Below are 21,376 nucleotides of genomic sequence, written 5' to 3'. Positions count from 1 at the left end.
CTCAGTGAGCGGTCAGGCCGCCGGCGGCTTCGTCGCCGTCCGGCTTCACCGTCACCTTGGTGTCCTCTTCCCAGACGATCGGCACCGGCTTCTTCACCAGCGCCCTGGCGACGACGTCGTCGAGGCGCGAGACCGGGATGATCTCCATGCCGCCCTTGATCGCATCGGAAATCTCCGTGAGATCCTTGGCGTTGTCTTCGGGGATCAGCACCGTCTTGATGCCGCCGCGGGCAGCAGCCAGCAGCTTCTCCTTCAGGCCGCCGATCGGCAGCACGCGGCCGCGCAGCGTGATCTCGCCGGTCATCGCGACATCGTGGCGGACCGGGATGCCGGTCATGACCGAGATGATCGCGGTGGCCATCGCCACGCCCGCCGACGGACCGTCCTTCGGCGTCGCACCTTCCGGCACGTGCACGTGGATGTCGCGGCGGTCGAACAGCGGCGGCTCGATGCCGTAGACGATCGCGCGCGAGCGGACGTAGGACGCCGCCGCCGAAATCGACTCCTTCATCACGTCGCGCAGATTGCCCGTGACCGTCATCTTGCCCTTGCCGGGCATCATGACGCCTTCGATGGTCAGCAGCTCGCCGCCGACATCGGTCCAGGCAAGTCCAGTGACGATGCCGACCTGCGGCTCGCTCTCGATCTCGCCGTAGCGGTACTTCGGCACGCCCAGAAGCTCTTCGAGAGTCTTCTCGGTGATCTTGACCGACTTCTTCTTGGAGATCATCAGCTCCTTCACCGCCTTGCGGGCGAGTGTGGAGAGCTCACGCTCCAGGTTACGCACGCCCGCTTCGCGGGTGTAGCGGCGGATCAGAAGCAGCAGCGCGTCGTCGTCGATCGAGAACTCCTTGGAGTCCAGGCCGTGCTTGGACACCGCGGTCGGGATCAAGTGCTTGCGCGCGATCTCGACCTTCTCGTTCTCGGTGTAGCCCGCGATCCGGATGATCTCCATGCGGTCCATCAGCGGTCCCGGAATATTGAGCGTATTCGCGGTCGTGATGAACATCACGTTGGAGAGATCGTAGTCGACCTCGAGATAGTGGTCGTTGAAGGTCGCGTTCTGCTCGGGGTCGAGGACCTCGAGCAGCGCCGAGGACGGATCGCCGCGGAAGTCGGCGCCCATCTTGTCGATCTCGTCCAGCAGGAACAGCGGATTGGACGACTTCGCCTTCCGCATCGACTGGATGATCTTGCCGGGCATCGAGCCGATATAGGTGCGGCGGTGACCGCGGATCTCGGCCTCGTCGCGCACGCCGCCGAGCGAGACGCGCACGAATTCGCGCCCCGTCGCCTTCGCGATCGACTTGCCGAGCGAGGTCTTGCCGACACCGGGGGGGCCGACGAGGCACAGGATCGGGCCCGTCAGCTTGTTGGCGCGCGACTGCACGGCGAGATACTCGACGATGCGGTCCTTGACCTTCTCCAGCCCGTAGTGATCGGCATCCAGAACCGCCTGCGCGGCTTCCAGATCCTTCTTCACCTTGGACTTCTTGTTCCACGGAATCGACAGCAGCCAATCCAGGTAGTTGCGCACGACGGTCGCTTCCGCGGACATCGGCGACATCTGGCGCAGCTTCTTCAATTCATGCTGCGCCTTCTCGCGCGCTTCCTTGGAGAGCTTGGTCTTGGAGATCTTCTCTTCGAGATCGGCGAGTTCGTCACGACCGTCGTCGTCGCCGAGCTCCTTCTGGATCGCCTTCATCTGCTCGTTGAGATAGTACTCGCGCTGGGTCTTCTCCATCTGGCGCTTGACGCGCGAGCGGATGCGCTTCTCGACCTGGAGCACCGAGATCTCGCTCTCCATCAGGCCCAGCACCTTCTCCAGGCGCTGCGTGACCGACAGCGTCTCCAGGATGCCCTGGCGATCCGCGATCTTGACGGCGAGATGCGAGGCGACGGTGTCGGCGAGCTTGGCGAAATCGGTGATCGCCTGCACGACGCCGACGACCTCGGCCGAGATCTTCTTGTTGAGCTTCACATAGCTCTCGAAGTCGGACACGACCGAGCGCGCCATGGCCTCGGCCTCGACCGACTTCGCATCGGTGTCGGCGAGCGCAATCGCGGTCGCTTCGTAATAGTCGGCGCGATCGGTGTACTTCTGCACGCGCGCACGCTCGAGCCCTTCGACCAGCACCTTCACGGTGCCGTCCGGAAGCTTCAAGAGCTGGAGCACGCTGGCAAGCGTACCGGTCTCGTAAATGGAATCGGGTGCCGGATCATCGTCGGACGCGTTCTTCTGGGTCGCGAGCATGATCAGCGCGTCGTTCTTCATCACCTCTTCGAGCGCGCGGATCGACTTCTCGCGGCCGACGAAGAGCGGAACGATCATGTGCGGGAAGACGACGATGTCGCGCAGGGGCAGCACGGGATAGGCGTGCGTTTCGCCATGGACGATGGTTGGCCTGGGTTTTGGATTGGTCATGGCCTTTTCCTTTTGCTTTGCCCCCTTGCACGCAGCCCGCCATGCTCATGCGCAACCGCCACAAGGTGCCGAGGTGATCCGCAGAACCGGTCGGTCCTTTTCAAGTTGGACCGGCTTGCCAGATCGGAACTGAGGCGAATCTTGAAGAGAATTCTCGCTCGCCGCCGACATTAGGTGGCTATCGACCCGGGGGGTGTCAAGTCATTGAAAGACGCGCGCCATCAGGCGCTTACGCACGCAAATAAGCGACGCAACACCGGCTGCGGAGATATTTTCCGCAGCCCTCACTTGAGGAGACGATTGGAGCGTTCCAGCGCCGCAAATCAGGCGCTGGCGTTCTCGACGGCGCGATCGGACCGATCGGCGTAGATGTAGAGCGGACGCGCCGTGCCTTCCACGACTTCGCGGGAAATCACGACTTCTTCCACACCTTCGAGGCCCGGCAGGTCGAACATGGTCTCGAGGAGGATCGCCTCAAGGATCGAGCGCAGTCCGCGCGCACCGGTCTTGCGCTCGATCGCCCTACGGGCAACCGCGCCAAGTGCCTCGTCGGCGAAGGTCAGCTCGATGTTCTCCATCTCGAACAGCCGCTGGTACTGCTTCACCAGCGCGTTCTTCGGCTCGACCAGGATCTTCTTGAGCGAAGCCTCGTCCAAATCCTCCAGCGTCGCCACGACGGGCAGACGGCCGACGAATTCCGGGATCAGGCCGTACTTCAGGAGATCCTCCGGCTCGACGTGACGGAAGATTTCGCCGGTGCGGCGGTCTTCCGGCGCCAGCACCTGAGCGGCGAAACCAATCGAGGTCGAACGTCCGCGTGCCGAAATGATCTTCTCGAGGCCCGAGAACGCACCACCGCAGATGAACAGGATGTTGGTGGTGTCCACCTGCAGGAATTCTTGCTGCGGATGCTTGCGGCCGCCCTGCGGCGGGACCGAAGCCACCGTGCCTTCCATGATCTTCAGCAGCGCCTGCTGCACGCCCTCACCCGACACGTCGCGCGTGATCGAGGGATTGTCGGACTTGCGGCTGATCTTGTCGATTTCGTCGATATAAACGATTCCGCGCTGGGCACGCTCGACGTTGTAGTCGGCGGCCTGGAGCAGCTTCAGGATGATGTTCTCGACGTCCTCGCCGACATAGCCGGCTTCGGTCAGCGTCGTCGCATCCGCCATCGTGAACGGCACGTCCAGGATGCGGGCGAGCGTCTGCGCGAGCAGCGTCTTGCCCGAGCCGGTCGGACCGATCAGCAGGATGTTCGACTTCGCAAGCTCGACGTCGTTGTGCTTGGTCTGGTGGTTGAGGCGCTTGTAGTGATTGTGCACCGCGACCGACAGGACCTTCTTCGCATGGTTCTGGCCGATCACGTAATCGTCCAGCACCTTGCAGATTTCCTTCGGCGTCGGAATCCCGTCGCGCGACTTCACCAGCGAGGATTTGTTCTCCTCGCGAATGATGTCCATGCAGAGCTCGACGCACTCGTCGCAAATGAAGACCGTGGGACCCGCGATCAGTTTGCGAACTTCGTGCTGGCTCTTGCCGCAGAACGAGCAATACAGCGTGTTCTTGGAGTCGCTCGTGCCGACCTTACTCATTCATGTCTCCGTCCGCGGTTCGATCCCGTCCGCTCGATCGCCCTATTCCGGCACGACAGCCGGTACAGTCCTTCAAATAGAGCAAATTCCGTACCAAAAAAGACCCTACGCGTTACATCCCGTGCGAATCACGGTCACTCGATTCTCCGCGATCATAGCCGATCAGTCGTAGCGAACCATGCTGTCACCCGACTATCAAGAATTCGCTAATCGGGGATCGCCGGCTACCCGTGACAATACCGTGATTTCCGGTCTTGGCACGGGCGAAGTGATCGAAATCACCCCGGCGTTGCTGGATTGCCACGAAAAACAAGCACGAAAGCGGAACTTTCTGCCTGCCGCAGGGCGCAAAACTGGGTTTTGCGACGCGCGCACGTGTCCTTAACGTGAACGCCACCCTGATGGTACCAGCGATCCCAGCGGGATCGCCGGCACAGTAGTGCTACGGGGTCTTCGCCGACGCGGTTTCCTCGGCGCGCTTGTCGATGACCTTGTCGACCAGGCCGAACTCCTTGGCGTCGCTCGCGGTCAGGAACTTGTCGCGTTCCAGCGCGTCCTCGATCGCCTTGTAGGTCTGGCCGGTGTGCTTCACGTAGATCTCGTTGAGCCGCTTCTTCAAGTTCAGGATTTCCTGGGCGTGCAGCATGATGTCGGTGGCCTGGCCCTGGAAGCCGCCGGAGGGCTGATGCACCATGATGCGCGCGTTCGGCAGCGAGAAGCGCATGTCCTTCTCGCCGGCGCAGAGCAGCAGCGAGCCCATCGAGGCGGCCTGACCCGTGCACAGCGTCGAGACCGGCGGACGAATGAACTGCATGGTGTCGTAGATCGCGAGGCCCGACGTCACCACGCCGCCCGGCGAGTTGATGTACATCGAGATTTCCTTCTTCGGATTTTCCGCCTCAAGGAACAACAGCTGCGCGACGATCAGCGTCGACATGCCGTCCTCGACCGGCCCGGTCAGGAAGATGATGCGCTCTTTCAGAAGGCGCGAGAAAATGTCGTAGGCGCGCTCGCCACGGTTGGTCTGCTCGACCACCATGGGCACGAGGTTCATGTAGGTTTCAACCGGATCGCGCATGAGTCACCTAGGGTTTTTAAGAGGCGGACATCGCCAGTCCCGGCTGCCAGTCGGGGCTGGATCTGCCGGAGGGCCGATGGTCGTCCCGTGATGCAGGAACTTGGTAGAAGAACTTGGTAGAAGCAGAAGGCGTAGCGACAGATATAGCCCAATTCGCGCCTGACAAGTGCGGAGCGAATTAAGGCTTAATCCGTGAGGCAGTTGAAGCTGATTCGTGCAAAGAGGCCCAGCCGGCCACCTGGCTAGCTCGACCTCTTCGCTGATCATCCTTAATGGAAGGCTCGCCTAAAGGCGCTCCTGGAGCCCTCAGGCAGCGGTCTTTTCCGCCTCGTCGTCCTTGTAGAGGTCGTCGCGCGAGACCTTCTTCTCGGTCACGTTGGCGAGCTCGAGGATGTAGTCGACGACCTTGTCCTCATAGATCGGTGCACGAAGCTGGGCCAACGCTTGGGCGTTGCTGCGGTAATAGTCCCAGACCTCCTTCTCGCGGCCGGGCATCGAGCGCGCCCGCTCGATCACCGCGCGACCGACCTCATCGTCGGTCACCGAGATCTTGTTCTTCTCGCCGATCTCGGAGAGCACGAGGCCAAGCCGCACGCGGCGGTCGGCGATCTTGCGGTACTCTTCCTTGGCGGCGTCTTCAGTGGTGTCCTCGTCGGCGAAGGTCTTGCCGGCGGAGTCCATCTCGGCCTTCACCGAGTTCCACATCAGATTGAACTCCTCGTCGACCAGCGAGGGCGGAGCCTCGAAGCGATGGGCCTCGTCGAGGCGGTCGAGCAGCGCACGCTTGACGCGCTGGCGCGTCGCGGTCGCGAACTCGGCGACCAGCCGCTCGCGCGCCGCTTCCTTCAGCTTGTCCAGCGATTCGAGGCCGAGCGTCTTGGCGAACTCGTCGTCGATCGCGAGATCCTGCGGCGCCTCGATCAGCGTCGCGGTGGTCTCGAACTCGGCCGGCTGGCCGGCGAGCTTGTCGTTCATGTAGTTCTTGGGGAACGCCACCTTCAGCGTGCGGGTCTCGTTGGTGGCGATGCCGGTGAGCTGCTCTTCGAAGCCGGGGATGAAGGTGTTGGATCCGATCACGACCTGGATGCCCTCGCCGGCGCCGCCTTCGAAGGCCTCGCCGTTGATGGTGCCCTTGAAGGCGACGGTGACGCGATCACCCGACTCGGCCTTGGCGCCCTCGCCCTTCGCGGCATAGCCGCGGTTCGAATCGGCGATGCGCTTGATCGCCTCGTCGACGTCGGCGTCGGCGACTTCGGCGACGGGCTTCTCGACCTCGAAGGTCTTGAAGTCGGCGAGCGCGATCGACGGCACCACCTCGATCGCAACCGTGTAGGTCAGATCGGTTTTGCCGTTGAGCAGCTCCTCGACCTCGGCCTGCTCGGTCGGCATGGTGATCTTCGGTTCGGTCGCAAGGCGGAAGCCGCGCTCGGAGAACAGCTGCGTGTTGGTGTCGCGGATGGTCTGGTCGATGGTCTCGGCCATCACCGAGCGGCCATAGACCTTCTTGAGGTGCGTGACCGGCACCTTGCCGGGACGGAAGCCGTTGATTTTGACCTTGTCCTTGAGGTCGACGAGCTTGGCACCGGCCTTGGCGTCGAGATCAGACGCGGGAACGCTGATCTTGAACTCGCGCTTCAAACCTTCCGAGAGGGTTTCTGTGACCTGCATGGTGTCCAATCTTCTTCTCGTTCGGTCCCGGCGCGCATGCGTCGGGACGCTGTCATTAATCGATCCGGCGCGAGGCGAACGCCTCAACGCCGGTGGTTCATCGGACCGGCTTCCGGCGGACAAACATCCGCGCGGGAGCAGATCGCGTAATCCGTGCAAACGCTGAAAGCGCTTGGTGCGGGCGGAGGGACTCGAACCCCCACAACTTTCGTCACTGGAACCTAAATCCAGCGCGTCTACCAGTTCCGCCACGCCCGCGTAAATTTGCATCAAGACCGGCCGCGATGCCGCGGGCGGCGGGCTTATAGCATGTGCCCGCCTGTTCGCAGCAAAAAAATGGCCTGATAGAGGCAGCCTTCAACTAGGCACGACCGCTGGACTTATCCAGCACGGCGTGGTCCGGATCGGCCCATGAAAACGCGGATCTTCGACCCGACGAGGCGCGAGGTTTTGGCCGGGATTGGACTCGGCGTTGGAGCCTCTGCGGCCGGGCTGATTGCGGGCGGCGCGGTCCCGCTCGTGACCGCCCAGCTTGCGCTTCAGGCAAGGCCGGCGACGCTGGCTCTGCGGCCGGATCAGCCGCCTACACCCGTCTGGGAGCTGGCCGCCGTCAGCCACCTAGGGGATGTCCGTCTCAAACGGGGCGACCGCTGCGAGGTCGTCTTCCGCAACGACCTGCCTGTCCCGCTTGCACCAGTCTGGTACGGCCTCAATGGCCCGGCCGCGGCCGACCCGCTTCGGGGACGCGCCCCGACGGCACCGGCCGCGACGGAAACATCAATTATTTCAGTGCCAAACGCCGGAACCCTGCTGGCCGACTTCCGGCTCTTCGAGGACGGCCTGAAGCAACCCGCGCGCCCGCTTCCGATCATCGCCGCCGAGACCAACCCGGTCGCCGTCGATCGTGACGTGGTCCTCTTGATCGAGGAATGGCGGTTGCGGCCGGATGGGACCGCGCTTCCCCCGGGCCGGAACCCGAAGGACACATCCGCGCTCTATACGATCAACGGCAGGACTTCATTCGAACTCTCAGCTTCGGCCAATGAGCGGCTGCGGCTGCGCTTTATCAACGGCTCCCAACGTTCTGTTCTGGCGATCAAATTGGAAAGCCACGAGATCCAGATGGTGGCCCTGGACGGACAGCCGGCTGAGCCGTTCCCAGCCCGCAACGGTGCCCTGGTGCTGGCCCCCGGCGCACGCGCCGACGCCTTTGTGGATACGGCCACATCGGCCCCATTCCTGCTGCACGACGGCAAGGAGGCGCACCAGGTCGGCCGCCTGACGGTCTCAGGCAAGCTGGAGCGGCGCGCGCCGCTGTTGCCGCCACAGCCGCTCCCTCCGAATGAGCTGCCCGACCGGCTCGATCTGAGAAGCGCCCTGCGATTCGATGTCGCGCTCGGGGCACCCGACGCCGGGTGGATACGGCCGGCAAATTTCTCGACGTCCTCCGCCCCCGCCTTCCGCGCCAAGGCCGGCCGCACCGCCGTGCTGGCCCTCAAGAACCCCGCAGCCGTCACCACCGTCTTCCATCTCCACGGCCACCATTTCCGCCTGCTGGACAAGCTCGACGACGGCTGGAAGCCCTATTGGCTCGACACGCTCGCGATCGAGCCCGGCCAGACCCAGCGCATCGCCTTCGAGGCCAGTGGCCCCGGCCGATGGCTGATCGAATCCGTTCTAACCGATTGGGCCGCGCCGCGGCTGGTGCGCTGGTATTGGGTGGAGTGAGGGCCGGCTAGGTATGCGGCTTGGCCGTGAGCTCGATCCCAAGTGCCTTCATCACCGCGATTGTTGTCTTGAGCGTCGGATTGCCGTTCGTGCTGAACGAGCGATAGAGCTGCTCGCGAGAAAGGCCTGTGTCCTTGGCAATCTGCGTCATTCCCTTGGCCCGGGCGACAACACCAAGGGCATGCGCGATATAAGCCGCATCCTCGGTCTTGAAAGCTTCTTCCATGAACACGGCCATGGCCTCATCGGACTGAAGATCTTCAGCCGGATCATAGGTCGACAGCTTCTCGCCCATCTCATCCACTCCAGGTCTCGGCAAATCGCTTTGCCGTCTTGATGTCTTTCGCCTGCGTGCGCTTGTCGCCGCCACAAAGCAGAACGATGATTGTGTTGCCCCGCTTCTGAAAATAGACGCGATAGCCGGGGCCGTAATGGATACGCAGTTCACTGATCCCGTCGCCCACGGGCTCAGCATCGCCAGCATGTCCCTGCGCGAGCCGATCCAAGCGCGAAGCAATCAGCGCTCTGGCGCGCTCATCCCTGAGACGCAATCGCCACTTTCGAAACGTCTCAGTCTGCCTGAGTTCAATCACATGTAGTTTTTAGACTACATTGGATTGCAGATCAAGCCGATCGCTCGTCCACAGGTAGCGAGCGTCGGGCTCTTTCTCCTCGTTTCGGGTCCCGTTGGTCTGCTCGATCAGCATGAACCCGCGCGCTTCGTAGAAGCGCCGCGCCAACGCGTTGCGCTGGAAGGTCCAGAGCTCCAGCCGATCGCAGGCATGCTTGGCGACATCGAGGAGTTCGGTGCCGACGCCGCGCCCTTGAACAGCAGGAAGCACGTAAAGCTGCTCGACCCAGCCGTCACGGAAAGCGATGATCCCGCTCAGTACATCGCCGTCGAAGCGTCCGCACCACGGCACGTCGGGAAGACATGCTCACGGTAGAACCAGCGGTCCTCGTCCGGCGTATGCAGCCCAACGAGCCAAGGCATCGCATGGTCGAATGCAGCCCGGTGAACTTGCGCCGCCGCGCCCATATCGGCGCGCGCGAGCTGCCTTAGCACTAGTACTCGATCCCCAGCACATTATAGATCCGCCGGTGCACGGCCGGCAGCGTCTCGGTGAGGTCTTCCGCGATCAGCCCCGGCCCGGCCTCGCTTGCCGCTTCGCCATGCATCCACACGCCGATGCTGGCGGCTTCGAATGCCGGCACGCCTTGCGCCAGCAGCCCTGCGATGATGCCGGCGAGCACGTCGCCGGCGCCTGCGGTGGCGAGCCAGGGCGGTGCGTTGGCGGCGATGGTGGCGCGGCCGTCGGGCGCGGCGATCGTGGTGTCCGGGCCCTTCAGCAGCACGACGGCGCCGGAGCGTTCGGCGGCGGCGCGCACGCGCTCGATCTTCGAGCGGCCCGGATATTTGTTGCTGAGGTCGGAGAACAGACGTGGGAACTCGCCCTCGTGCGGCGTCAGCACCACCGCCTTGTCCTGCGACGTCTTGATCGATTCAAACAGGCGCTCGGGATTCGCGGCAAAGCTCGTCAGCGCATCCGCGTCCAGCACCAGATGCCGCTGCGCGTTGAGCGCCGTGTGGACGAGATCACAGGTGCGCTCGCCGACGCCGGCGCCGGGGCCGATGATGCAGGTGTTGTAGCGCTTGTCGCCAAGCAGCTCGCCGAATTCGATTGCGGTGTCGACTGGGCGAACCATCACCGCGGTGAGCGCAGCCGCATTGATCGCGAGCGCATCACGCGGGGTGGCCAAAGTCACCAGGCCCGCACCGGCGCGCAGCGCACCGCGCGCGGCGAGCCGCGCTGCACCGGTCGCCGCCGCATCGCCCGAGACCGCGAGCACATGACCTCGCGCGTATTTATGGCCGTCGATGCGCGGCACCGGAAAGGCGGCGCCCCAAAAGTCCGGATCGTTCTCGAAAATCCGCGGCGCGATTTCGTCCAGCACCTGCGCGTCGATGCCGATGTCGGCGACACGGACGTGGCCGCAATGCATGCGCCCCGGCAGCAGCAGATGCGCCGGCTTCTTGCGGAAGAAGGTGACGGTCTCGGTGGCGTTCACCGCCACGCCCAGCACGGCCGCGCTGGTGCCGTTGATGCCGCTCGGCAGGTCGACCGCGAGCACTGGCGCACCGTTGGCGTTGATCGCCTCGATCATCTCACGCGCCTCGCCGTCGACGGGACGGCTGAGGCCCGCGCCGAACAGCGCATCGATGATCAGCGCTGGTCGTCCGATCGCCTGCGGGTTGAACGGGAGCACCGGGTGCTTCCAGCCGCGCGCGGCCGAGGCCGCGTCGCCCTGGAGCTGGTCGCGCTCGCACATCAGGATCACCGAGACCTCGCGGCCCTGGGCGGCAAGCTCGGCGGCTGCGACAAAACCGTCACCGCCATTGTTGCCCGGGCCGGCCACGATCAGGATCGGCCCCTCCTCCACCAGCGCGTTGGCGGCCTCCGCGACCGCCTGGCCGGCGCTGAGCATCAGCTTGAAGCCGGGGGTACCTGCCGCAATGCTGAGCTGGTCGGCGCGCTGCATTTCGGCGTTGGTCAGAACTTCCATGCCACTTCCCTGGTCCAAACGCCTGTTCAAGAGGCACGTTCCGCGTCGGCCCATCCGACGGAACAACGATCTGCACAGATATTGAACCGTTTGCCTATTTCGTAGTCTGAGGTATTTTGTGCGGGTCGGCGCCACCTATCAGAGCTGCACGTTAAAAGGCTGATAACGCTCCAATAATCAGGGCATTTGCAACTTGGCATAGACCCTGCTTTCGCGGAAGTCGCTTCGGTTCGTCGTGCTCACTGGCATTATCAGGGTGTGGCCGGCCGTTGTTGCCGGACTGGTCAGGTATTCCGGCATAGCGAAGACAAGATCATGCGTTAAGAAAAGCGCATCCTGACGAAGAAGTTGCTATTTGTTCGAAAGGCCGGGAGGCGCGCAGTGAAGAAAATCGAAGCCATCATCAAGCCATTCAAGCTCGACGAGGTGAAGGAAGCGCTTCAGGAAGTCGGCCTTCAGGGCATCACCGTCACCGAAGCCAAGGGCTTTGGCCGACAGAAGGGTCACGCCGAGCTCTACCGCGGCGCAGAATACATCGTCGACTTCCTGCCCAAGGTGAAGATCGAGATCGTGATCGGCGACGATCTGGTCGAGCGCGCCATCGACGCGATCCGCCGCGCCGCGCAAACCGGGCGTATCGGCGACGGCAAGATCTTCGTCTCCAACATCGAAGAGGCGATCCGCATCCGAACCGGCGAATCCGGGCTGGACGCTATCTGAGCCGGGTGCTATCCCGCATTTTGCGACATTCTGACAAGAAATAGGCTGCTTCGGCGGCCTCATTTTGTTTGTGCCTCGCGCGCCTCAAGAAGCGTGAACACGGTCGCTTGAAGCTTGGAAACCGACCCGCAGAGCCAAAAGGGGTATGCATGAAGACCGCCAAAGACGTCCTGAAATCGATCAAGGACAACGACGTCAAATACGTCGACCTGCGCTTCACCGATCCGCGCGGCAAGTGGCAGCACGTCACGTTCGACATCAGCATGATCGATGAAGACATTTTCGCCGAAGGAACGATGTTCGACGGCTCCTCGATCGCCGGCTGGAAGGCGATCAACGAGTCCGACATGTGCCTGATGCCCGATCCGGTGACCGCGACGATCGATCCATTCTTCGCCGAGACCACCATGGTCATCACCTGCGACGTGCTCGAGCCCACCACCGGCGAGCCCTACAACCGCGACCCCCGTGGCATCGCCAAGAAGGCCGAGGCGATGGTGAAGTCGATGGGCGTTGGCGATACCGTGTTCGTAGGCCCCGAAGCCGAGTTCTTCGTGTTCGACGACGTGCGCTTCTCCGCCAATCCCTACAACACCGGCTTCCGCCTCGACTCCTCGGAGCTGCCGACCAACTCCGACACCGAATACGAAGGCGGCAATCTCGGCCATCGTGTCCGTACCAAGGGCGGCTACTTCCCGGTGCCGCCGCAGGACTCCGTGCAGGACATGCGCTCGGAGATGCTCGGCGCCATGGCCAAGATGGGCGTCAAGGTCGAGAAGCACCATCACGAAGTCGCTTCCGCCCAGCACGAACTGGGCATGAAGTTCGACACGCTGACGCTGATGGCCGACCACATGCAGATCTACAAATACTGCATCCACCAGGTCGCCCACATCTACGGCAAGACCGCTACCTTCATGCCGAAGCCGGTGTTCGGCGACAACGGCTCGGGCATGCACGTGCACCAGTCGATCTGGAAGGACGGCAAGCCGGTGTTCGCCGGCAACAAATATGCCGACCTGTCGGAGACCTGCCTCCACTACATCGGCGGCATCATCAAGCACGCCAAGGCGATCAACGCCTTCACCAACCCGTCGACCAACTCCTACAAGCGTCTGGTCCCGGGCTATGAGGCTCCCGTGCTGCTCGCCTATTCCGCGCGCAACCGCTCGGCCTCCTGCCGCATTCCCTACACCTCTTCGCCGAAGGCCAAGCGTGTCGAAGTGCGCTTCCCCGATCCGCTCGCCAATCCCTATCTCGGCTTCGCCGCGATGCTGATGGCCGGCCTCGACGGCATCAAGAACAAGATCGATCCGGGTCCGGCGATGGACAAGGACCTCTACGATTTGCCGAAGGAAGAACTGAAGCAGATCCCGACGGTGTGCGGCAGCTTGCGCGAGGCGCTCGAAAACCTCGACAAGGACCGCGGCTTCCTCAAGAACGGCGGCGTGTTCGACGACGACTTCATCGACGCTTATATCGAGCTGAAGATGACCGAAGTCGCCCGCTTCGAGATGACCCCGCACCCGGTCGAGTTCGAAATGTACTATTCGGGCTAAGCGGCCCGAAGTTCATGCGACAAGCAAAAGGCGCTTCCGAAAGGAGGCGCCTTTTCGTTTGTGAGACGGGGGCCGTCGCCTCGCAAGAGAAGGACGGGCTTCGCTGAAGCGAGGACCATCCCAAATGCTAAGCGGCATTCAACCGATACGGCTTGACCAGGAGTTCGGCAGGCACCTTCCAGGCCTCGCTGATCCGAAAGATCATCTCGACCGTCAGCGCGCGTCTTCTGTTCAAGATCTCGGACGCACGCGAGCGCGAACCCAAAAGCTCCGCGAGTTCTGCTTGAGTGTGTCCGCCTTCGTCGATCAGATAGTTCAGCATATCGATCGGGTCGAGACGCGAAACATCGATCGGCCAATGTGAGGTCTCGTACTTCTCGACGAGCGTTGCGAGTATATCAAGCTTGTCGCCATCATCGGTCCCGGGCTCCGCCCCCCAGAGCCGTTCGATTTCAGCGACAGCAGCATCATAATCCGCCTCTGTCCGAATGGGATGGATCTCCATGGTTCTTCCCTCAGCACATCGCAACCGTCATCGCATCGATCTTGTCGTATGCCGCATGCGTACCGATGAATTTGATCAACGCAATCTGGTGCTTGAACGCGAATGCCACGATCAGGCGAAAATTGCAGCCCGCGATTTCAAAACGCGCCCGCTCGCCGTTCAGAACGACCGCTCCTGGTACGGTCGTCTGGATCTCATTCATCGAAGCCCATCCGGCGGCCCTGACGAGCTTGACCCATCGGACGATCGCGGGCTTCGCCTTGGGGTTTGCCGCGGCGAATTTGGCCAGCGTGGATTGTTTGATGATCCGCACGGAATGATGTTCCCATATTGGGAACATCACATCAAGACCGCGCCCGCGGCTGCTGGCGCGGCATCGCAAGACGAAGTCCATGCAGCCTTAACACCCGCATGGACTTCGCCTCACCCTCTCGGCTACGCCTTCGACGTCGCGATCCGCACCCCGTCCGTCCCGATCGCGCCGAACGTGCCGGCGATGATCTCTGGCGTCGGCTGCATGCCGCCGAGCGACCAATGCGAGGGCTCCTGCTCCTCGATCCTGACCCAGACGTTGCGGCGGAATTCCGGGTTGCCCTGCCCTTCGACCTCGACCAGGAGGTCGGTGACGCGCTCGAGCAGCGCCTTCTTCTGCGCGACATCCAGGATGCCGCGGACGGTGGAAATGGTGACGTAAGGCATGTCTCTCTCCAAGCAGGTCGTGTGCCGACGGTTGAGAGATTGAACCGGACCTGCCGGAGACGGCAGTGGCGGATAAGACAGAGATCGGGCAATTTCCGCCATGGCGCGCGCGCGCCGATCGGCTAGGATCGCCGCATCCCGTCTGGAGGTCCCATGAAGCTCGCAATACTGGCGCTGGAAGGCTGCATGCATTCGGCAATCTCAGGCGTCGCCGACATCCTGTCGCTCGCCAACCACGTGATGCAGCAGAGCGGCGCCAAACCCGGCTTCGCCTGGCAGACGCTTTCGCTCGACGGCAAGGCCGTGCGCGCCGGCGGCGGCCAGATGGTCGCGGTCGACGGCGCCATTGGCAAACGCGGTCGCTTTGACGCGATCCTCGTCCCCGGCAATCTCGTCGATCACGTCACGGCCGAGCGCCTGCAACCGCAATATGCCCGGGCCGGCGCCTGGCTGCGACAGCAGCACGCGAACGGAGGGCTGATCGGCGCGTTTTGCAGCGGCGTGTTCCTGCTTGCCGGCGCCGGCCTGCTCGACAACCGCCGCGCCACCATCACCTGGTGGCTGCAAAGCGAGTTGAGGCAGCGTCATCCCGCCATCGACCTCGCCGCCGACGCCGTCATCACCACCGCCGACCGCATCGTCTGCGCGGCCGGACCGATGTCGTGGGTCGACCTCCTGCTCAGGCTGATCGAGATGGTCGACGGCAAGGACATCGCAAAACTGTGCGCGGACTACGTCGTCATCGACACCGCGCAGCGCAGCCAGTCGATCTTCATGCCCGTCGGCTATTTGCTCTCGCAGGACCCGCTGCTGACCCAGGCCGACCTGCTGGTGCGACGCACCGGAAAGCGTCCGATGACCGTCAAGCGTCTCGCCGACGCGCTCGGCCTCAGCGAGCGCACGCTGAACCGGAAGTTTCAGGAGCTCACCCACGAGCCGCCGCAGGCCTTCATCATGCGTCGCCGCGTCGAGCACGCCCGCACGCTGCTGGAGACGACGATGCAGCCGGTCAAGACCATCGCGCGCGCGGCCGGCTACGAGGACGAGAGCAGCTTTCGCAAGGCGTTCCGCAAGCTCACCCTGATGTCGCCGCAGGCCTATCGCGCGCGGCGCATGGAACGGGCGGCGTAGCAGGCTGGAACGCCGCTCTCCTCATTCGCCGCGGCTTCACTTGTCCGGAAAGTTCACCCCGATCTCCGTCACCACCGGCGCCCACTTCACCAGTGCCGCGTTGTCGGATGCCGCCTTCACGCCGTCACCCATCAGCGATTTCGGCGCGCCGGCATTCTTGCCGAAGCGGATCGTGACGGTGCAGCCGCCTTGCAGCGGCCGGCTGAGTACGCCGCCCTTCCAGTCGGTGACGAAGCCGCCATAGTCCCATTCGAACCCGCTGACCAGGAACGGCTTGCCGTTGGCCTTCTGCAGGTCGGCAAGGCTCGATCCGATCGTGACCCCATTGACGCTCCAGAGGCTGGTCTTGCCGGCGTCGCGCAAGGTCAAGCCGGAGGCGCGCATGGCCTTGTCGTCGGTGAAGGCGACCTCGATGCGGCGGTCCTTCGTCTTCGGAAACAGGACGAGCCCCCGGTATTTTTCGCCTTCGGCGCCCGGCAGGTCCCGCACCACGGCGTCCTTGCCGAAGCGCTGTTTCAGGCTTCGCTCGGTATCATCAGGCGCAATCGGCGAAGCGCAGGTGATCGGGCCTTCCTGCGGCGGGGAAGATTGGGCGAATGCGGGGGACGCGAGCAGGATGAGGGTCGTGGTGACGACGGTGCGTATCATCGGGATGAAATTTCCAATTTCGAAAACGAACTGGACCGTATCGTGCCCGGAGGATCCGCCACAACTCGAAAGACTTGGAGAAAATGTACGATAGTTGCCGCAACGCGGGATCTGAGTTTGAGAATGGTGCCGCTCCTCCTCTGTCATTGCGAGCGCAGCGAAGCAATCCAAACTGCCGACGCGGAAAGATTCTGGATTGCTTCGCTGTGCTCGCAATGAAGGCGCGGTGAGAGCGCGCTCCCGCCGCTTACGCCGCCGCGCGTTGGCGTTCGACCATCGCTTCGCCAAAAGCCTCGAACAGCTTTCGGTTGATCGGATTGTGCTGCGGGTCGTATTCGGCGTGCCATTGCACCCCGAGCGCAAAGGTCTTGGCTTCCGCGATGCGGATCGCTTCGATGGTGCCGTCCTCGGCAATGCCCTCGATCAGCACGCGTTTGCCGGGATCGAGGATCCCCTGGCCGTGCAGCGAATTGACCCTGATCTTGTCACAGCCGAGCAATTCTGCGAACGCGCCGCCCGGCGTCAGGTCGACATCGTGACGATCGGCGAACACCACTGTCGGATCGGGATGGATCTCGCCGTTCTCGAGCCTCGGCATGCGATGGTTCATGCGGCCGGGGATTTCGCGGATCTCGGGATGCAGCGAGCCGCCGAAGGCGACGTTCATCTCCTGGAGGCCCCGGCAGATGCCGAACAGCGGGATACCGCGGGCAACGCAGGCGACCGAGAGCGCCAGCGCGACCTCGTCGCGGTGGATGTCGTAGGGCTCGTGCCTTTCGCAGGGATCGACGTTGAAGCGGGTCGGGTGCACGTTGGCGCGGGCGCCGGTGAGCACGATGCCGTCGACGGTGTCGAGCAGCGCGCCGATATCGGTGATGTCGGGCGAGCCCGCGAACATCACCGGCAGGCCGCCGGAAACCTCGGCCACGGCGCGCAGATTACGCTCGCCGACCATCTGGACCTGAAATCGATTTTCAACGCGATGGGCGTTCCCGATCACGCCGACGACCGGCTTTCTCATCTCCCGTTCAGACCTCTCGCCGAAGAAGATTCTCCAAACATGCCCCCGAGGTGGAACAAATTCAACAGAAGGGTACGCGGGACGGCAATGCTATTTTCGCGCAAATGGCCGGCCGGAGGACGGGCGTGGCTCCCTCTCGCACCGGCGGCGCAGGCCCGCGAGACCAAGGACGCGTCAAATCGCGCCAGAGCTTAGCTTGATCCGAGGGCGGATTTCGCGAAAGAGTGCCCCGCCCGCCGCCCTCGAATAGGAGCCGATGTGACCATTCCCGCAGATGAACGGCCCCGGACCCGCACCGATCTGGCCTGGTCGATCTCGGTCGGGGGCATCGGAATCGTGCTGTTCACGGTCATGCTGGTCTTCACCTGGTATTTTGCCGCCACCCTGCTCCTGATCTTCACCGGCATGCTGCTGGGCGTCGGCCTCAACGCGCTGACCAACGCGCTTGGCCGCCGCGTGCACCTGCCCCATGCGGTCCGGCTCGCGATCGTCTGTGCCGCGCTGGCCGTGATGCTCGCAGGCGTTGCCTATCTCGGCGGCGCCACCATCGCGGAGCAGGCTTCGCTGCTCAGCAAGACGATCAAGTCACAGATCACCAACGTCCGGTCCTTCCTCGAAAACCACGGTATCGACACCAGCTTCTTCGATCTCGGCAACGCTGCACCCGCTGCCTCCACCGATGCGACGCCGACGCCCGCCCCGAATTCCGGCTCTCACGGCGGATTGCCGGGCGCGGGTGCGCTGGCCTCGAGCGGCGGGGCGATCGTGAGCCAGACCTTCAAGCTGCTGCTCGGCACCATCAGCGCGGTCGGCAACATCTTCATCGTGCTGTTCCTGGGGCTCGCCTTCGCCGCCCAGCCCAGCGTCTATCACGACGGTCTGTTGTTTCTCGCGCCGGCCAGGCATCGTGCCCGCATCACCCTCATCATCGACGGCATCGGCGAGACGCTGGAGCGCTGGCTGATCGCGCAGATCATCGTGATGCTTGCGGTCGGCGTGGTGACCTGGATCGGACTCGTCATCATCGGCATTCCCGGCTCGTTCATCCTGGGGATTCAGGCAGGCCTGCTCGCCTTCATCCCGACCGTCGGCGCCATCATCGCCGGCGTCGTGGTCGTGCTGGCGAGCCTCGCCTCGGGCTGGATTCCGGCGCTGTCGGCCTTTCTCCTCTTCATGGGCGTGCACGCCATGGAGAGCTATGTGCTGACGCCGATCCTTCAGCGGCAGGCACTGGACATTCCGCCGGCCACGCTGTTCGCGTTCCAGATCCTGCTCGGCGTCGTGTTCGGAATCTGGGGGCTGGCGCTGGCGCTGCCGCTGGTCGCCATCGCCAAGGTCGTGATCGACCATTTCAAGACGTATGAAGCGCCCTCACGGGCGGAGGCGGCCTGACGCAGCTCAGGTCGTCAGCACCGTCTCGGTGTGCTCGACTTCGGGCGGCGCCGCAAAATACTGGCCGACGAGGCCGCGCCATTCGGTGAAATTCTCGGAGCCGCGGAAATCGACGGTATGGCTCTCGAGCGTCTCCCACTTCACCATCAGTCGGTAGCGCTGCGGCTTCTCGATCGACTTGTGCAGCTCGAAACCATGAAAGCCCTTGGAGCGGCCGAAAGCGGCCTTGGCCTTGGTGACGGCGGCTTCGAAATCCTTCTCGCTGCCCGGCTTGACGTCGATTTGCGCGATCTCGGTGATCATCTGTTTCCACCCATTTTTGTTCGACGGGCGTGTCTACCGCAGCCGGCGACAAAGAAAAAGGCGCCGAAACGGCGCCCTGCCCGGTCCAAAAATGCAGATCACTCAGGCGAGCAGCAGAACGGTGCCCGCCACCAAGAGCGCACAACCGGCGAACAGCACGAGCGGCCAGTAGCTGCGGCCTTGCGTGTAGCGCCCCTGGGCGCGGCGCTCGATGATCAGCGCGCGCTCGTATTCGTCCGCGGTCGAGAACAGGCAGGCGAAGCCGCTGCGTGCCGAGGCCGCAGCGGCTTCGAGCGACATCAGGGCAGCCTGCGGATTCTGTCGACGGATCGATTCCATGACCGCAATGATAGGGATCGAATGGTAAACAGGGGCTTACCGCAAGGCCTCCTTTGCCTAGGCCGTCGCCGGCTGCGCCTTGGATTGTGTGTTGGGCACGCCAATCCGCGCGGCGCTCTGGCGGCGCCAGTTCTCCAGCGACAGCGGCAGCTCCTCCGCCGCCTCGACGCGGTTACGGCCGCCGCGCTTGGCCTGGTAGAGCGCGGTATCGGCCGAGGCCAGCAGCACTTCGAGCTCGGTTCCGGCCGGACCGCCCGCGACGCCGATGCTGACGGTGGTGTCGACCGGCCCCTCATCGACGACGACGCCGGAGGTCTCGAAGGCCTCGCGCACGCGCTCGGCGACCAGCACGCCCTCCTCCAGCGAACACGGCAGCAGGGCTGCGAACTCCTCGCCGCCGATGCGGCCCGACATGTCGGTGATGCGCAGATTGCTGACGACGACGGTCGAGAACAGTTTCAGCATCTCGTCGCCGGCGGGATGGCCGAAGCGGTCGTTGATCGACTTGAAATGATCGATGTCGAAGATCATCACGGTCACGGGACGGCCGGCCTTGGCCTCGCGCTCGATCACGCGTCCGCAGGCTTCCGAGAAGCCGCGGCGGTTGAGCATGCCGGTCAGCGGATCGGTGGACGCGGCGGTCCGGTGCGCGGTGACCGTGCGCTCGGACACCAGCATGAAGATCACGAACACGGTGCCGACGGCATAAAGCACGAGCTCAACCGCGAACACGGTGACCCAGATGCTGGTGGAGAAGCCGGCATCGTTCGGGCGCAGGAAGCTGCCGAGCAGGATCGGCAGCATCAAGACGCAGCCGTGCATCACCGGAACCACGAAGGCCGGCCAGCGCCGTTGCAGGCTCTTGCGCCGCTCGACCCAGAGCTCGCTCGCGGTCAGCGCCGCATAGACCGAGACGATGCCGGCGCCGATGATCATGCGCAGCATGGACGCTGTCGGATCGAGCAGCGTGGCGGCGGCGGCCCAGGCGAGCGCGCCGACCAGGAGACCCGGCCAGTTCGGCTTGCGGCCGTGGAAGACGCGCGCCGCATTCCACACCATGCCGCAGGCGACGAAGCCGACCGCGTTCAGCGCAAGGTAAAGATGCGGCCCCAGCTTGTCGCCGGCCGCCGTCCAGAGCGCCACCGATGCGGCGCCGAGGAGATACGCGGTGCCCCACCATTTCAGCGCGGGGCTGTTCTCCTGCCTTCCGAAAAATACCATCATGGCGCCGAGCAGTGCGGCAACCATGGTGGCGACCAAATAGAGCGTGATGCTATCGAGCGACATCATGTCGGCCCCCTTCTAGACATAGCAGTTACGCGATCGGCTCAGCCGATTTGCGCGCCCTTCCGACTGCGACGCTATGTCCCGCGGGTTCCATTCAGGTTTTCATGCGGGCCCAAGTTTTCAGGAAACACGCCATCAATTTGCATACAAACGAACAACAAAAAGGGCGCTGAAATCAGCGCCCTTTTGCATCTCATTGAAGCCGCTTTCGCGGCGAATGCGACCGAAGCGATTAACGCTTCGAGAACTGGAAGGACCGGCGGGCCTTGGCCTTGCCGTACTTCTTGCGCTCGACCACGCGGGAGTCGCGGGTGAGGAAGCCGCCCTTCTTGAGCACGGTGCGCAGTTCCGGTTCGAAATAGGTCAGCGCCTTGGAGATGCCGTGACGGACGGCACCGGCCTGGCCGGACAGACCGCCGCCGGCGACGGTGCAGATCACGTCATACTGGCCGGAACGCGCGGCCACCGAGAAGGGCTGCTCGATCATCATGCGCAGCACGGGACGGGCGAAATAGACCTCGACCTCGCGCGAGTTGACCGTGACCTTGCCGGCGCCCGGCTTGATCCAGACGCGGGCGACCGCGTCCTTGCGCTTGCCGGTGGCGTAGGCGCGGTTGAACTTGTCGACCTTCTTCTCGTGCTTGGGCGCGTCGGGCGCGGCCGCCGTCTTGAGCTGCGAGAGCTGGTCGAGCGACTGGATGGATTCGGCCATG

Annotated in this window: 21 protein-coding genes, 1 tRNA gene and 1 pseudogene; 5 read left to right on the top strand and 18 right to left on the bottom strand. The window is 63.6% G+C overall.

What is annotated here, in order from left to right:
• Position 1: 1 nt before the first annotated feature.
• From lon to JQ591_RS21950, 5 genes are all read right to left on the bottom strand, one after another.
• Positions 2–2,425, bottom strand: a complete 2,424-nt coding sequence (gene lon / locus JQ591_RS21970; RefSeq protein WP_211398064.1) for an endopeptidase La — start codon at positions 2,423–2,425, stop codon at positions 2–4.
• A gap of 323 nt (positions 2,426–2,748) precedes the next feature.
• The gene (gene clpX / locus JQ591_RS21965) at positions 2,749–4,020 is read right to left on the bottom strand and encodes an ATP-dependent Clp protease ATP-binding subunit ClpX (RefSeq protein ID WP_007603503.1); all 1,272 of its coding nucleotides are present in this window, start codon (positions 4,018–4,020) and stop codon (positions 2,749–2,751) included.
• Between the two features lie 442 nt (positions 4,021–4,462).
• On the bottom strand, positions 4,463–5,098 hold the full coding sequence (locus JQ591_RS21960) for an ATP-dependent Clp protease proteolytic subunit (protein ID WP_211398063.1): 636 nt from the start codon (positions 5,096–5,098) through the stop codon (positions 4,463–4,465).
• 306 nt (positions 5,099–5,404) lie between these two features.
• Complete coding sequence (gene tig / locus JQ591_RS21955) at positions 5,405–6,766, bottom strand: trigger factor (RefSeq protein WP_211398062.1); 1,362 nt, start codon at positions 6,764–6,766, stop codon at positions 5,405–5,407.
• A 173-nt stretch (positions 6,767–6,939) separates the two neighbouring features.
• Positions 6,940–7,024 (bottom strand) — tRNA-Leu (locus JQ591_RS21950).
• Between the two features lie 153 nt (positions 7,025–7,177).
• On the opposite strand from JQ591_RS21950, the gene JQ591_RS21945 reads away from it, so the two are divergent.
• Positions 7,178–8,494, top strand: a complete 1,317-nt coding sequence (locus JQ591_RS21945) for a multicopper oxidase family protein (protein ID WP_211398061.1) — start codon at positions 7,178–7,180, stop codon at positions 8,492–8,494.
• A gap of 7 nt (positions 8,495–8,501) precedes the next feature.
• Here JQ591_RS21945 and JQ591_RS21940 read toward each other — a convergent pair whose 3' ends face one another.
• The 4 genes and pseudogenes from JQ591_RS21940 to JQ591_RS21925 form a co-directional block, all read right to left on the bottom strand.
• Entirely contained in the window at positions 8,502–8,789 is a 288-nt protein-coding gene (locus JQ591_RS21940) for an addiction module antidote protein (protein WP_211398060.1), read from the bottom strand.
• Between the two features lies 1 nt (position 8,790).
• Positions 8,791–9,087 (bottom strand): type II toxin-antitoxin system RelE/ParE family toxin, encoded by a 297-nt coding sequence (locus JQ591_RS21935; protein ID WP_211398059.1) that lies wholly within the window; start codon positions 9,085–9,087, stop codon positions 8,791–8,793.
• A 9-nt stretch (positions 9,088–9,096) separates the two neighbouring features.
• Positions 9,097–9,560: pseudogene (locus tag JQ591_RS21930) on the bottom strand (GNAT family N-acetyltransferase).
• Positions 9,560–11,059: an NAD(P)H-hydrate dehydratase gene (locus JQ591_RS21925; protein ID WP_211398058.1), complete on the bottom strand. Its 1,500-nt coding sequence runs from the start codon at positions 11,057–11,059 to the stop codon at positions 9,560–9,562. The pseudogene JQ591_RS21930 and the gene JQ591_RS21925 overlap by 1 nt, the downstream one beginning before the upstream one ends.
• 381 nt (positions 11,060–11,440) lie before the next feature.
• On the opposite strand from JQ591_RS21925, the gene JQ591_RS21920 reads away from it, so the two are divergent.
• Complete coding sequence (locus JQ591_RS21920; protein WP_007603495.1) at positions 11,441–11,779, top strand: P-II family nitrogen regulator; 339 nt, start codon at positions 11,441–11,443, stop codon at positions 11,777–11,779.
• A 149-nt stretch (positions 11,780–11,928) separates the two neighbouring features.
• Entirely contained in the window at positions 11,929–13,338 is a 1,410-nt protein-coding gene (gene glnA / locus JQ591_RS21915) for a type I glutamate--ammonia ligase (protein ID WP_211398057.1), read from the top strand.
• A 127-nt stretch (positions 13,339–13,465) separates the two neighbouring features.
• On the opposite strand, the gene JQ591_RS21910 is transcribed toward glnA, so the two are convergent.
• The 3 genes from JQ591_RS21910 to JQ591_RS21900 are packed head-to-tail and all read right to left on the bottom strand — an operon-like array spanning position 13,466 to position 14,542.
• On the bottom strand, positions 13,466–13,843 hold the full coding sequence (locus JQ591_RS21910; protein WP_211398056.1) for a helix-turn-helix domain-containing protein: 378 nt from the start codon (positions 13,841–13,843) through the stop codon (positions 13,466–13,468).
• A 10-nt stretch (positions 13,844–13,853) separates the two neighbouring features.
• Entirely contained in the window at positions 13,854–14,237 is a 384-nt protein-coding gene (locus JQ591_RS21905) for a type II toxin-antitoxin system HigB family toxin (RefSeq protein ID WP_249137453.1), read from the bottom strand.
• Between the two features lie 41 nt (positions 14,238–14,278).
• A complete protein-coding gene (locus tag JQ591_RS21900; RefSeq protein WP_106944924.1) occupies positions 14,279–14,542 on the bottom strand; it encodes a tautomerase family protein in 264 nt (87 codons plus the stop codon).
• 153 nt (positions 14,543–14,695) lie between these two features.
• Here JQ591_RS21900 and JQ591_RS21895 point away from each other — a divergent pair, with 153 nt between their 5' ends.
• Positions 14,696–15,673: a GlxA family transcriptional regulator gene (locus JQ591_RS21895; protein WP_211398055.1), complete on the top strand. Its 978-nt coding sequence runs from the start codon at positions 14,696–14,698 to the stop codon at positions 15,671–15,673.
• A 36-nt stretch (positions 15,674–15,709) separates the two neighbouring features.
• On the opposite strand, the gene JQ591_RS21890 is transcribed toward JQ591_RS21895, so the two are convergent.
• Both JQ591_RS21890 and JQ591_RS21885 read right to left on the bottom strand, forming a co-directional pair.
• On the bottom strand, positions 15,710–16,321 hold the full coding sequence (locus JQ591_RS21890) for a hypothetical protein (RefSeq protein ID WP_211398054.1): 612 nt from the start codon (positions 16,319–16,321) through the stop codon (positions 15,710–15,712).
• A gap of 247 nt (positions 16,322–16,568) precedes the next feature.
• Positions 16,569–17,342 carry a gamma-glutamyl-gamma-aminobutyrate hydrolase family protein gene (locus JQ591_RS21885; RefSeq protein WP_211398053.1) on the bottom strand — a complete coding sequence of 258 codons (774 nt, stop codon included), beginning with the start codon at positions 17,340–17,342 and terminating at the stop codon, positions 16,569–16,571.
• A 258-nt stretch (positions 17,343–17,600) separates the two neighbouring features.
• On the opposite strand from JQ591_RS21885, the gene JQ591_RS21880 reads away from it, so the two are divergent.
• Positions 17,601–18,734 (top strand): AI-2E family transporter, encoded by a 1,134-nt coding sequence (locus tag JQ591_RS21880; RefSeq protein ID WP_211398052.1) that lies wholly within the window; start codon positions 17,601–17,603, stop codon positions 18,732–18,734.
• Positions 18,735–18,740: 6 nt separating this feature from the next.
• On the opposite strand, the gene JQ591_RS21875 is transcribed toward JQ591_RS21880, so the two are convergent.
• The 4 genes from JQ591_RS21875 to rpsI form a co-directional block, all read right to left on the bottom strand.
• The gene (locus JQ591_RS21875) at positions 18,741–19,037 is read right to left on the bottom strand and encodes an antibiotic biosynthesis monooxygenase family protein (RefSeq protein WP_211398051.1); all 297 of its coding nucleotides are present in this window, start codon (positions 19,035–19,037) and stop codon (positions 18,741–18,743) included.
• A gap of 102 nt (positions 19,038–19,139) precedes the next feature.
• On the bottom strand, positions 19,140–19,376 hold the full coding sequence (locus JQ591_RS21870) for a hypothetical protein (RefSeq protein ID WP_211398050.1): 237 nt from the start codon (positions 19,374–19,376) through the stop codon (positions 19,140–19,142).
• Positions 19,377–19,433: 57 nt separating this feature from the next.
• The gene (locus JQ591_RS21865; RefSeq protein ID WP_211398049.1) at positions 19,434–20,666 is read right to left on the bottom strand and encodes a GGDEF domain-containing protein; all 1,233 of its coding nucleotides are present in this window, start codon (positions 20,664–20,666) and stop codon (positions 19,434–19,436) included.
• 229 nt (positions 20,667–20,895) lie between these two features.
• Positions 20,896–21,375 carry a 30S ribosomal protein S9 gene (gene rpsI, locus JQ591_RS21860; protein WP_007611021.1) on the bottom strand — a complete coding sequence of 160 codons (480 nt, stop codon included), beginning with the start codon at positions 21,373–21,375 and terminating at the stop codon, positions 20,896–20,898.
• Position 21,376: the final 1 nt, after the last annotated feature.

Origin of the sequence: Bradyrhizobium canariense (assembly GCF_018130465.1) — a bacterium.
GTDB lineage: Bacteria > Pseudomonadota > Alphaproteobacteria > Rhizobiales > Xanthobacteraceae > Bradyrhizobium > Bradyrhizobium canariense_C.
The sequence above is the reverse complement of the archived record's forward strand: the minus strand, read 5'-3'. Positions and strand labels throughout refer to the sequence as shown.